The organism is Kitasatospora sp. NEAU-69, from assembly GCF_057158765.1.
This window is the reverse complement of sequence record NZ_JBWXUE010000019.1, coordinates 1-13398: the sequence shown is the minus strand read 5'-3', so window position 1 is coordinate 13398 and position 13398 is coordinate 1. Positions and strand designations below refer to the sequence as shown.

Annotated in this window: 6 protein-coding genes; 2 read left to right on the top strand and 4 right to left on the bottom strand. The window is 73.5% G+C overall.

What is annotated here, in order from left to right:
* Nucleotides 1-41 precede the first annotated feature (41 nt).
* Both AC060L_RS21820 and AC060L_RS21815 read right to left on the bottom strand, forming a co-directional pair.
* On the bottom strand, nt 42-560 hold the full coding sequence (locus AC060L_RS21820) for a cupin domain-containing protein (protein ID WP_483800655.1): 519 nt from the start codon (nt 558-560) through the stop codon (nt 42-44).
* Between the two features lie 101 nt (nt 561-661).
* Entirely contained in the window at nt 662-1495 is an 834-nt protein-coding gene (locus tag AC060L_RS21815; protein ID WP_483800526.1) for a PIG-L family deacetylase, read from the bottom strand.
* A gap of 151 nt (nt 1496-1646) precedes the next feature.
* Here AC060L_RS21815 and AC060L_RS21810 point away from each other — a divergent pair, with 151 nt between their 5' ends.
* Nucleotides 1647-2627 (top strand): aldo/keto reductase, encoded by a 981-nt coding sequence (locus AC060L_RS21810; protein ID WP_483800525.1) that lies wholly within the window; start codon nt 1647-1649, stop codon nt 2625-2627.
* Nucleotides 2628-2681: 54 nt separating this feature from the next.
* On the opposite strand, the gene AC060L_RS21805 is transcribed toward AC060L_RS21810, so the two are convergent.
* Both AC060L_RS21805 and AC060L_RS21800 read right to left on the bottom strand, forming a co-directional pair.
* Nucleotides 2682-4136: a salicylate synthase gene (locus AC060L_RS21805; protein ID WP_483800524.1), complete on the bottom strand. Its 1455-nt coding sequence runs from the start codon at nt 4134-4136 to the stop codon at nt 2682-2684.
* 54 nt (nt 4137-4190) lie between these two features.
* On the bottom strand, nt 4191-5813 hold the full coding sequence (locus AC060L_RS21800; protein WP_483800523.1) for a (2,3-dihydroxybenzoyl)adenylate synthase: 1623 nt from the start codon (nt 5811-5813) through the stop codon (nt 4191-4193).
* Nucleotides 5814-6118: 305 nt separating this feature from the next.
* Here AC060L_RS21800 and AC060L_RS21795 point away from each other — a divergent pair.
* The coding region (locus AC060L_RS21795) for an amino acid adenylation domain-containing protein (RefSeq protein ID WP_483800522.1) at nt 6119-13398 on the top strand (7280 nt) is incomplete at its 3' end.

Here is a 13398-nt window from a genome sequence, read left to right as displayed (position 1 = left end):
CCCGTCCGGCCCCTTCGGCCCCCGGGACGCTCCGCCGGGTGTCAGTCCCCGTGGCCGGGCAGCGGTTCACCGCACCGGCTGCAGTAGCGGGCCGAGAGTTCCGTGCTGACCCGGCCGCAGGCGGTGCAGACCCGGTCCAGCAGGCACGGCGCCTCGCCGCCTTCGCCCCCGGCGCTGCCCGCGCCCCCGTCAGCGACCGTGGCGAGCTGCGCCGCCCCGGTCGCGTTCCTGATGCTCAGGCCGGGGCGCCGCTGGTGGACGGTGAGGTAGACCAGACCCTGCGGGCCGGCGCTCAGCGCCCGGCGGGAGGAGCGCGGCAGCCAGAACAGGCTCCCGGCTGCCAGCGTGAGGGCGCCGGTGCGGGAGCTGATGACTCCGCTGCCTTCGAGCACGAGGAACAGCACGTCGAGGTCGTTCTCGGCGTGCTCCGGCACGGTCGCGTCCGGCGGCAGTCGGACCAGGTTCGCGTCCAGCTGACGGCCGGGCTCGGCGAGCCGCCAGAGCGCCCCGCCCTGGCCGGCGGCCGCCTGCGCGGCGGCCTCGGCCAGGTCGGCGAGCATCAGCGGGGTCGGCGAGCCGTCCGGCGTGGTGTCAGGCGTGCTGTCGGACGTGGTGCCGGGCGGGCCGGGCGCGCCCGGGGTTTCGGGGGACATCGGGGGCCTCAGCGCAGCCCGGCGAAGAGGTCGTTCTCGGGCAGCGCCGCACCGGTGGTGTCCCGGACCCGGACGAACGTCTCCACGCCCATCAGCTGCGTGAACCGTTCCTTGCCCATCTTCAGGAAGAAGATGTTCTCGCTCTGGCTGGCGTGCGCGACCAACGCGTCGAACTTCTGGCTGCCGAACTCGGTGGTGTCCACCCAGGTGGTGATCTCCTCGTCCGGGAGTCCCATGACGGGCCCGGCCTCCGCTTCGGCCTCGGCCGGCTCCTCCCAGTCCGCGCCCAGCTCGCGCATGATCCTGCCGAACTCCTTGAACATCGAGCGCGGCGCCGTCGTCCAGTACGTCTTCGCCGCCAGCCCGGTCCGCTCCAGCGCCGCCATGGTGATCCGGTTCGCCTGGATGTGGTCGGGGTGGCCGTAGAAGCCGTTCTCGTCGTAGGTCACGACCACGTCGGGCTGGTAACGCAGCATCAGTTCGGCCAGCTTGGCGGCCGCCTCGTCCACCGGCGTGCTCCAGAACGAGCCCGGCGCCTCGTTGGCCGGCCAGCCCATCATCCCGGAGTCGGCGTAGCCGAGCATTTCCAGGTGGGTGACGCCCAGGACCTCACAGCTCGCTTCGAGTTCGGTGCGGCGCATCGCCGCGACGGCGGCCGGATCGTGCCCGGGGTCGCCGGGCTTGACGCCACCGGGGCCGTCGCCGCAGCCGCCGTCGGTACAGGTGACGAGCACGGTGCGCACGCCCTCCTTGGCGTAGCGCGCGAGCACACCGCCGGTCCCGGTGGCCTCGTCGTCCGGGTGGGCGTGCACTGCCATCAGCGTCAAAGGCCGGTCAGCCATGGAATCCATCCTCCGGTCGGTGGGGTGATCAACACCAGTCTGCGGCACGGCGGTACCCGACCGTGCACAGGACCGCCGATTCCGGCCGCTGCCCGTCCCACGGCGCGGGTACGGTGAAGGGACACCGTCGCCGAACAGGGAGAACCCGCCCGTGTCCCTCGAGCACCTCATCGCCGCCGCGCCGACGCCCCGCCTCGGGCTGGGCCTGGCCGCGCTGGGCCGGCCCGGCTACATCAACCTCGGCCGGACCGAGGACCTCCCCGCCGAGCGCACGGTGGCCGCGATGCGTGAGCGCGCCCACGAGGTGCTCGACAGCGCCTACGCGCAGGGCGTGCGCTACCTGGACGCGGCTCGTTCCTACGGCCGCTCGGAGGAGTTCCTCGCCGAGTGGCTCGAACGCCGGCCGGACGTCCGGGACGTCGTGATCGGCAGCAAGTGGGGCTACACGTACACCGCCGACTGGCGGGCCGACGCCGAGGTGCACGAGGTCAAGGACCACACCCTGCAGACGTACGAGCGCCAGCTGGCCGAGAGCCGGAGCCTGCTCGGCGAGCGCCTGGACCTCTACCAGATCCACTCCGTCACTCCCGAGAGCCCCGCGCTCGGCGACACCGCCCTGCACCGCAGGCTGGCGCAGCTCGCCGCCGAAGGCGTGACGATCGGCCTGTCCACCAGCGGCCCGCGCCAGGCGGACGCGATCCGTGCCGCGCTCGCGGTGACCGTGGACGGCGCGCCGCTCTTCCGCAGCGTGCAGGCCACGTACAACCTGCTCGAACCATCGGCGGGCGAGGCGCTGGCCGAGGCGCACGAGGCCGGATGCCTCGTCATCGTCAAGGAGGGCATGGCCAACGGACGCCTCGCCGGGCGCCCCACCGACCCGGCGGCGTCGGCGCTGCTGCGCGAGGTGGCGCGGGAGGCGGGCACCACGAGCGACGCGGCCGCGCTGGCCGCCGTCCTGCACCGGCCGTGGGCGGACGTGGTGCTGTCCGGCGCCGCCACGGTCGGGCAGCTCACCGACAACCTGCGGGCCGGCTCGGTGCGGCTGGACGCCGACCAGCTCGCGCGGCTCGCCACCCTGGCCGAACCGGCCGGCGCGTACTGGAAGCACCGGTCCGGGCTGCCGTGGATCTGACGGTCCGCCAGGAGCTGGTCGCAGGGCTGGTCCGGTGGCCGGCCGGGTGACCGGTCAGGGGCTGACGGACCGCCGGGAGTCGGCCTGGGACTGGTCGGGGAACGGCACGGCTGCGATGCCCGGTCCGCCGGCCCCCGCGGCGGCAGCCTGGGGCCGGGCCTGGCTCCGGGCCTCGCCCGGGCGGCGGGCCGGGACCAGGTAGGCCGAGACGCTGCGCAGCTTCTCGCAGGTCTCCTCCAGTTCGCGGGCCGGCACCGACTGGCCCACGATCCCCGCACCGGCGCGCAGCCAGGCCCGGCCGGCCTGTTCGAAGACGGTGCGCAGCACCAGCGCGGCGTCGAGCGAGCCGTCGGCGTCCAGGGCCAGCAGCGCGCCGCCGTACATCTCGCGGGCCTGCGGTTCGTGGCGGCGGATCGCCGCCACCGCGGCCGCCTTCGGCACGCCCGAGACGGTGATCGCCGGGAAGAGCGCGGCGAAGGCGTCCCAGCAGTTCCGGCCCGGGGTGAGCCGGCCCGAGAGCCGCGAGGCCAGGTGCTGCACGCTGCCGCGCTCCTTGACGACCATGTCCTCCTCCACCACGACGCTGTCGGCCTCGCACACCGCGTGCAGCTCCGCCAGCGCGGCGACCACCGAGATCCGGTGCTCGTGGATCTCCTTCGGGTCGCCGAGCAGCTCGGTGCGCAGTCGCCGGTCCTGGGCGGCGGAGGCGGTGCGGGCCCGGGTGCCGGCCAGCGGCTGGGTCTGCACCCGCCCGTCCGCGCCGACGGTGACCAGCACCTCCGGGCTGAAGCCAGCCGCGCGCAGCCCGCCGAGGTTGAGCAGGAACGAGCGGGCCGGGGTGTTGTGGCGGCGGCCGAGCACGAAGGTGTCGATGAGGTCGATCTCGTACGGCACCGGCACGACCCGGCTCAGCACCACCTTCTCCAGCGATCCCGCGGAGATCTCGGCCACCGCCTCGGCCGCCAGCTTGCGGTACTGGTCACCGTCGAAGCCGAGGTCCAACTGTGCTGCTGTGACGGATGGTTCGGGTTCGGGGAGCGGATCGTCCAGCAGCGCGGCCAGCTGCGGCAGCGCCGCCGGGTCCACGCTGCGGAGCCGGGCCCGGCCGGCCGTGATCGCGACCTCGTCGCGGGGCACGATCAGGTGCAGCAGCGGGCGGGCCGAGCCGTCGGGGCGCCGGCCGGCCCGGGCGGGGTCGGCGAGCTCGAACGCGGCCCAGCCGTAGGCCCGCCAGCCGTCGACGGGCAGCGTGGCGAGCAGTTCGGCGACCGTCCGGAGCGGCTCGCCGTGCCAGGCGACGCTGCGCCGGTCGGCACCGCAGACGGCGTGGACGTGGCTCTCGTCGACGGTGAGCTCGGCCAGCACCCCCCGGCAGAACGTCCAGGTGCCGGGCCGCTCGTGGACGAGATGGCTCTCCTGCCGGTGGGCCGTCGCCAGTCTCGCGACAGTGAGCAACGGGTCGTGCGGTGCGTGGGCCTCGGTCTCCCGGTAGTACTGACGCAGGGTCATGGCTTCTCCCTCACTGCTGTTCGCGCACTGCTGTCGGCTCACTGCGGAGTCTCACTACGGCGTCTCGTGGCGGAGTCTCGCGGCGATGTCGTCGGCGAGGGCACGCTTGTCGACCTTGCCCGCGCCGGTCCGCGGCAGTGCGGCCACGATTTCGAGCCGGTCGGGCAGCTTGTGCACGGCCAGCCCCCGGTCGCGCAGGAACCTGGTCAGCTCGCCCGGAGTCGGCGGCTCAGCCCGTGGCACCACGTAGGCGCAGGTCCGCTCGCCGAGCAGCTCGTCCGGCATGCCGACGAGCGCCGCCTGGGCGACCTGCGGGTGCGCCGCGAGGTGGTCCTCGACCTCGGCGGCCGGGACCTTCTCGCCACCGCGGTTGACCACGTCCTTGATCCGGCCCTCGACGATGACGTGACCGGTCGGGGTGAGGCGCACCAAGTCCCCGGTGCGGTAGTAGCCGTCGGCGGTGAAGGCCGTCGCGTCGTACTCGGGCGCGCGGTAGTAGCCGCGGACCGTGTACGGGCCGCGCACCAGCAGCTGGCCCGGTGCGCCGGGGGCCACCTCGCGCTCGTCGCCGTCCACCACCAGCAGCTCGTCCGCCGCCGAGAGCGGACGGCCCTGGGTGGTGACCACCAGCTCGTCCGGGTCGTCCGACCGGGTGAAGCAGAGCAGGCCCTCGGCCATCCCGAACACCTGCTGGAGCCGGCAGCCGAGTTCCGGCCCGACCCGGGCGGCGTCCGCTCGGCTCAGCCTGGCGCCGCCCACCTGGAGCAGGGACAGGCTCGACAGGTCCGGGCCGGGCGAACCCGCCTCCGCGAGCCAGAGTTTGAGCAGCGGCGGGGTCAGCGCGGTGATCGTGACGCGCTCCCGCTCGATCAACCGGAACACCCGGCCGGGCGTGGCGTCCGCTGCCAGCACGACGGTGCCGCCGGCCGCCAGCGTGCCGAGCACGCCCGGGCAGCCGAGGGCGAAGTTGTGCGCGGCCGGCAGAGCGGCCAAGTAGACGGTGTCCTGGTCGAGTTCGCACACCGCCGCGCTCTGGACGATGTTGTAGTGGTAGTCCCGATGGGTCCTGGGGATGAGCTTCGGCGCGCCGGTCGTCCCGCCGGAGAGAAGCAGCAGTGCGAGGTCGGCCGGGTCGGACGAGTCGGACGGCTCGGCGGGGAGCGGCCCGGGGTCGGCCGCCTGCGCGGCGCCGTCCGGCAGAGCGCCGCCGTCTGGCAGCGCGGTGCCGTCGAGGAGGCGGAAAGCGTCATCGGCAGTGCGGCACTCGCGGCGGCCACCGGACGGGTCGGCTGCGACCAGGACGTGACGCAGTCCGGGATTTCCCGCCCGCACGGCTTCGGCGAGCGCCGTGAATTCAAATCCGGCATGCCTGCGGGGGATCGCATAGCCGACGGCATCCGCCATCTTACAGAGGTGATCGATCTCATTCTTCCGATGCGCGGGAAGAGCGAGTACCGGAATCACTCCGAGGCGGAAAAGGGCGATGATAAGAAGTATGAATTCCACACAGTTTGGCAGCTGAACCACCACCCGATCCCCCATTCGGAAGCCCAGCCGGTCGAGCTGCCGAGCCAGCCGATCCACCCCTTCGGCCAGCTCGCCATACGTGACGACATCACCGCTCGGGGCTACAAGTGCCGTGCAGTCAGGGTGAGTCGGGAACCGCGAGCGCAACATCGCGTCAAGTGTGCCAGCGCTGGATTTCATACATAGTCCGAATATTCTACGAATGGTCGTCTGGTGCCCCGCCGCCGGCGAGCTCATGATCGCCCAGCGGTCGAACTCGCGTCACGATAGCAGGAGATGGCATTCACTCCGCCATGACTCCGGCTTTGCCGGTACCGCGATGACTGGTGTATTAGTTCTGGGGCGCACAATCTATCTGCGATGGGCGAGGGATGATTTCACCGGATCATGGGACTTCGGCAGTCGGCAGCGCGACAGAGCCATCCGCAGAGCCATCCGCCTACCCGCGAGTTGCCGTGGACGCGATCAGGAATGCGGTGGCCGAGCTGCTCGGCTGCGAGCCGGAGAGCCTGCGCGAGGACGACGATCTCGCCGAGCAGGGCATGGACTCGATCCGGCTGATGAGCCTGGCCGGCTGGCTCGGCCGGCACGGCGCCCGCGTCGACTTCCTCGATCTGGCGGAACACCCCACCCTGGCGGCCTGGTCGGCGCTGGCCGGCGCCCGGCTGCCGGACGTCCGGCTGCCCGATACCCACGTGCCGGGGAGCCGAACGTCGGATGCGCCGACGTTGGACGCTCGGCTGCCAGACGCTCGGACGCCGGGTGAGCCGTTCGCACTGACGCCCGTTCAGCACGCGTACTGGATCGGCCGGCGCGACGACCAACCGCTCGGCTCGGTGGGCTGCCACGCCTACTTCGAGTTCGACGGCCACGCGGTGGACCCGGACCGGCTCGAAGCCGCCGTCCACGCGGTCATCGCGCGGCACGGCATGCTGCGGGCCCGGTTCCTGGACGACGGCACCCAGCAGATCATGCCGACCAGCCCGTGGACCGGCCTCACCGTGCACGACCTGCGAGGCGCCGCCGACCCGGCGCAGCCGCTCGCGGCCGTGCGGGAGGCGCTCTCCCACCGCCGGCTGCGCGTGGAGCTCGGCGAGGTGATCGACGTACAGCTCTCCCAGCTGCCCGACGCGGCCACCCGGATCCACCTCGGCATCGACCTGCTGGTCGCGGACGTCGAGAGCATCAGGATCGTGCTGGCCGACCTCGCGCACGCCTACCGCACCGGCTCGCTGCCCCAAGCAGAGCCGGGCCAGGGCGAGTTGAGCTTCCCGCAGTACCTGGCCGACCGCCAGGCCCGACGCGCCGACGCGCACGGGCGAGCCCGGGCGTACTGGCAGGACCGCCTCGCCGAGCTGCCGGACGGCCCGGCGCTGCCGCTCGCCGCCGACCCCGCCCGGCTGGGCGCGCCCCGCTTCACCCGTCGCCGCCACCGGGTGGCGCCGCAGGCCTGGCAGCGGTTCTGCGACCGCGCGCGCCGGGGCGGCACGACACCGGCGATGGCACTCGGGGCCGCGTACGCCGAGGTGCTCGGCGCCTGGAGCGAGCATCCCCGATTCCTGCTGAGCCTGCCGCTGTTCGACCGCGACACCGTGCACCCGGGCGTGCCCGGCATGGTCGCCGACTTCACGAATCTGCTGCTGCTCCCGGTGGACCTGTCGGCCGGTTCGTCGTCCTTCCTCGATCGCGCCCGTGCGCTGCAGGCCGAGTTCCGGGCGGCCGCCGCCCACAGCGCCTACTCCGCCGTCGAGGTGCTGCGCGACCTCGCCCGCGCGCACCCGGACGAGCCGCGGCGCGCGCCGGTGGTGTTCGCCTGCACGCTGGGCAGCGAGCTCGTGCCGGACGGCGTCCGGCACGAGCTCGGCACGCTCGGCTGGATGATCTCGCAGACGCCACAGGTCTGGCTGGACCACCAGGTGTACGAGTCGGACGGTGGCGTCGACCTGTGCTGGGACTCGGTGGACGCCCTGTTCCCGCCCGGCCTGCTGGACGACATGTTCGCCGCCTACCAGGAGCTGGTCGATCGCCTGTCGGCGGCGGAGGCCGACTGGACCGCGCCGGTCCACACGGCGCTGCCGGAGCGCCAGCGCGCCGTCCGCGAGCGAGCCAACTCGACTGCCAGGCAGCTTGATTGCCGGACGCTGCACGCGCCGTTCTTCACCCGCGCGGAACAGCACCCCGATCGCCCGGCACTGTTCTGGGGCACCGGGTCGGCGATGAGCTCCGGAACGATCAGCCACGGAACGATGAACTACGGAACGCTGGCGCGGCGCGCGCTCGGTGTGGCGGGCGCGCTCGTCGAGCACGGGCTGCGCGCGGGCGAGCCGGTGGCGGTCTCGCTCCCGCGGGGCGCGGACCAGATCGCAGCGGTGCTGGGCGTGCTGGCGGCCGGCGGCGCGTACCTGCCGATCGGGGGCGACCAGCCGGCCGAGCGGCGCGGGCGGATCCTGCGACGTGCCGGAGTCCGGCTGATGCTGGCCGACTCGGCAGAGACTGCGGACGCGGCCGTGGCTACTGTGCTCCCGGTTGCCGCCGCGTGTGAGCACCCGCCGCTCGCCGGACCGCGGCCGGTGGACCCGGGTGCGCCCGCCTACGTGATCTTCACCTCGGGTACGACCGGCGAGCCCAAGGGCGTGTCGGTCGCCCACGCGGCGGCCGCCAACACCGTGGACGACGTCAACGAACGGTTCTCGGTGGGCCCGGCCGACCGGGTGCTCGCGGTCTCGGCACTCGACTTCGACCTGTCGGCCTACGACATCTTCGGCCTGCTGTCGGCCGGTGGCGCACTGGTGCTGGTCGGCGAGGCCGAGCGGCGCGACCCGCGCGCGTGGGCGGAGCTGATCGAACGTCACCGGGTCACCGTGTGGAACTCGGTGCCGTTGCTGCTCGACATGCTGCTGAGTGAGACGTCGGCCGGATCGACTTCCGGGGGGCGGCCGGCGGTGGAGGGGCTGCGGCTGGCGCTGCTGTCGGGTGACTGGATCGGCCTCGACCTGCCCGGCCGGCTCGCCCGGCAGAGCGGCTCCGGCTGCCGGCTGATCGGCCTGGGCGGTGCGACGGAGGCCGCCATCTGGTCGAACCTGTACGAGGTGACCGAGGTCGCGGCAGACTGGACGTCCATCCCGTACGGATTCCCCCTGAGCAACCAGCGCTTCCGCGTGGTCGGCCCGAACGGCGCCGACCGCCCGGACCGGGTCCCCGGGGAGCTCTGGATCGGCGGCGCGGGGGTGGCGCTCGGATACCTGGGCGATCCCGGGCTCACGGCCGACCGGTTCCCCACCCACCAGGGCGAACGCTGGTACCGCACCGGCGACCGCGGACGCTACTGGCCGGACGGCACCCTGGAGTTCCTGGGCCGGCTCGACCAGCAGGTCAAGATCCGCGGCGTCCGGATCGAGCCCGGCGAGATCGAGGCCGCCCTCGCCGCCCACCCCTCGGTCGGCCACTGCGCGGTCACCACGGTCGGCAACGCCGGGGCCCGGAGGCTGGTAGCGGTGGCCACCCCGGCCACGTCGGCCGTCCCGGCTGCTCCGGACACCGCAGCCACCCCAGCCGCCTCGGCCGTGCCGGTCGGCCTGCCCGGTCAGCGCCCGGCGGCCAGCGGCGAGTCCCCCGGCAAGGCCGGGGATGAGCGCGAAACCGAGGCCGGGAGTGAACACGGGGGTCTGGCCAAGGGTGAACGCATGACCCAGGCCGCAGGTGAGCGCGAAGCCACCGCCCAAGGTGAGCGCGAAGCTCTGCTCGTGGAATCGGTGCTCGGGCGGCTTGCGGTGCGGGACGGGGGTGTCGGTGCGGCCGCCGCCTCGCTCTCCGAGGTGGCACGCAGGTGGGGGGCACCAGCCGAGTGGGAGGCGCTGATCCGGGTCTGGTTCGACTGGCTCGTCGCCCGTGAGGTGCTCACCGGAGACCAGGACGGCTACGCCGCCGGGCCGCGGCTCGACACCGCCTGCCGCCCGACCACCGACCCCGGCCATCTCACCGCCGTGGCCGCGCAGTTGGAGCACCGACTCGACGACCTCGCCGCCATCGTCCGTGGTGACCTCGACCCGCTCGTGCTGCTCGACGACCCCGTCCTCGCGCCCTCGGCACTCGCCGCCACCTCGCCGGCCGCACTCGCCGCACTGGCCGCCGAACTCGGTACGTCACCCGAACCACTCGCCATCGCCCTGCTCGGTGCCGAGCACACCGCCCGCCGCCTCGCCGCAGGCACCGAGCACCGATTCACCGTCCTCGGCCCCGACACCCGGCCACCAGCGGACCGGATCGAACACCGCCGCCTCACCGGCCGGTTGCTGCCCGAGGACCTGCTCGCCCGGTTCGACCTCGTGATCGCCGACGACACCCTGCACGCCTACCCCGACCCCGCGACCGGGGTCGGCCTCGCCGCGCTGCTGCTCGCCCCCGGCGGCCGCCTGCTCGCGGTGGAGCGGACCGAGCTGTCGCCGCTGGCGCTGATCGCCGCCGCGCTGCCCACCCGGGGCTACCGCACGCTCGACCCGGTGCGCCGCGAGCGCCGCACCCCGCTGCTGCCGGCCGGGGAGTGGCGGCGGCTGCTGGCCGCCCACCGCCTCTCCACCATCGAACACCAACTACCCGGCGGCCGAGTCCTGTTGCGCGCCGCCAAGAGCGCCGAGCCCACCACCGACGGCGGCCTGCCGACCGGCGCCGCGCTGCGGGAGTGGCTGGCCGCCCGGCTGCCCGCCGCGATGGTGCCCGACCAGGTGTTCGGCATGCCCGCGCTGCCGCTCACCGCCAACGGCAAGCTGGACCGCGCCGAGCTGACCCGGCTGCTGCCCGACCCCGGGGACGCCGCTGCCGCCGGCGAACCGCCGCGCGGCCCGGCCGAGCAGGCGCTCGCGCTGGCCTGGCGCGAGCTGCTCGGCACGGCCCGGGTCGGCCGGGCGCAGAACTTCTTCGGCCTCGGCGGCGATTCGCTGCTCGCCACCCGCCTGGTGAGCAGGCTCCGGGCGAAGGGCTTCGCCGTCGAGCTGTCCGACGTCTTCGCCTTCCCCGTGCTGAAGGACCTCGCGGCGCGCGTCCGGCCCCCGCAGGCTGCGGCGCCGGGCCCGGCGGTCGTCGCCGATCCCGAGCACCGCCACGACCCGTTCCCGCCGACCGACGTGCAGCGCGCCTACTGGACCGGCCGGCGGGCCGGCCTGCCGCTCGGCGGCGTCGGCGCGCACTACTACACCGAGTTCGACGGCACCGGCCTCGACCTCGGCCGCCTGGAGAAGGCCTGGAACCAGCTGATCGCGCGCCACGAGATGCTGCGCACGGTCTTCGACGAGCAGGGCGACCAGCGCGTCCTCCCGGACGTCCCCACCCTCGCCGTACCCGTCGCGCACGCGCCGGCCGGCTCCGCCGAGCAGACCCTCGCCGAGCTGCGCGCGGCCATGTCGCACCAGGTCCGCGATCCGGGCTCGTGGCCGTTGGTGGACCTGCGCGCCGTGGTCTACGAGCGCGACGGCGAGCAGCGGGTGCGGCTCGGCGTGAGCCTGGAGAACATCCTGCTGGACGGCCGCAGCATGGTCATCGTGCTGGCCGAGCTGGCCCGCCTGTACCGCTCGCCCGGTGCCGAACTGCCGCCGGTGGACGGCCTGTCGTTCCGCGACTACCGGCTCCAGGTCACCCCCTCCCCCACCGAGACGGACGCCGCCCGCCGCTACTGGACCGACCGGCTCACCGATCTGCCACCGGCGCCCGGACTGCCGCTGGCCGTCCACCCGTCCACGGTGACCGAGCCGCGCTTCGTCCGGCGCAGTGGACTGCTGCCGGCGGACCGCTGGCAGGCGATCGCCGGCCGGGCCCGGGCGCACGGCCTCACCCCGTCGGCAGTGCTGCTCACCTGCTACGCCGAGGTGCTGGGCTTCTGGAGCTCGCAGCCGGACCTCACGGTCAACCTGACCCTCTTCGACCGGCAGGACGTCCATCCGGCGATCGACGACATCCTCGGCGACTTCACCTCGCTGCTGCTGCTCGCCTACCAACCCGAGCCCGGCGCCGGGTTCCTGGCCCGCACGCAGGCCCTGCAGCACCGCCTCGGCCAGGACCTCGGCCATCGCGCCTGGTCGGCGGTCCGGGTGGCGCGCGAGCTGGCCAGGGCGGACGGCGTCGCGGAGCGGGCCATGCCGGTGGTCTTCACCAGCGCGCTGGGCACCCCGCAGGACCTCTCGCTGGACCTGTCCGACTGGCTGCTGCCGAAGGTCTGGGGCATCTCGCAGACCCCGCAGACCTGGCTCGACAACCAGGTGTACGAATCGCCCCGCGGCCTGCACTACGACTGGGACGCGGTGGAGCAACTGCTGCCGCCCGCCGTGCTGGACGCGATGTTCGGCGCCTACGGCCACCTGCTCGGCTGGCTCGCCGAGGCGGAGGCCGACTGGTCGGCGGCCGTGCCCGACCTGCTGCCCGCCGAGCAGCGCGCGGTGCGGGCCGCCGTCAACGCGACTGCCGGGCCGCTACCCCGCACCACGCTGCACGGCCCGTTCTTCGAGCGGGCCGAGCGCGAGCCGGACCGGACGGCCTGCGTCTGGGAGGGGGGACGGCTGGGCTACGGCGAACTCGCGCTGTGGGCGCGGCGGATCGCCGGCCGGCTGCGCGCCGACGGCGTCCGGGACGGCGACGCGGTGGCGGTGCACCTACCCAAGGGCCCGGAGCAACTCGCGGCGGTGCTGGGTGTGTTGGCGGCCGGAGCAGCGTACGTCCCGATCGGGGTGGACCAACCCGCCGCGCGGCGCGAGCGGTTGTACCGCAACGCGGGGATCAGCTGCGTGCTGACCGCGGCGTCAGCTGCGCCGCACACCGAGCCGGTACCCGATGGCGTCACGGTCCGGTCCGTCGCGGACTGCCTGGACTTCGAGCCGTTGGCGGGGCCGGTGCCGGTCGCCCTCGACGCGCTCGCGTACGTCATCTTCACCTCCGGCTCCACCGGAGAACCCAAAGGCGTCGAAGTCACCCACCAAGCCGCCATGAACACCATCACCGACATCAACCGCCGCTACCACGTCGGCCCCCACGACCGCCTCCTCGCCCTCTCCGCCCTCGACTTCGACCTCTCCGTCTACGACATCTTCGCCACCCTCACCACCGGCGCCACCCTCATCCTCATCAACGAAAACGAACGCCGAGACCCCGAACGCTGGATCCACCACGCCAACACCCACCAGGCCACCATCTGGAACAGCGTCCCCATGCTCCTCGACATGCTCCTCACCACCACCCAAACCACCCCCCTCACCGCCCCCCTACGCCTCGCCCTCCTCTCCGGCGACTGGATCGGCCTCGACCTCCACCCCCGCCTCACCCGAACCCACCCCCACTGCCGACTCATCGCACTCGGCGGCGCCACCGAAGCCGGCATCTGGTCCAACCACTGGGAAACCACCCACATCCCCCACCACTGGACCTCCATCCCCTACGGCCACCCCCTCACCAACCAGCAATACCGCATCACCGACACCCACGGACACGACCGCCCCGACCACGTCCCCGGCGAACTCTGGATCAGCGGCCACAGCCTCGCCACCGGCTACCGCAACCAACCCCACCACACCACAACCAAATTCACCCACCACACCGACGGCACCCGCTGGTACCACACCGGCGACCTCGGCCGATACTGGCCCAACGGCACCATCGAATTCCTCGGCCGCACCGACCACCAACTCAAAATCAACGGCCACCGCACCGAACCCACCGAAATCGAAACCACCCTCGAAACCCACCCAGCAGTACG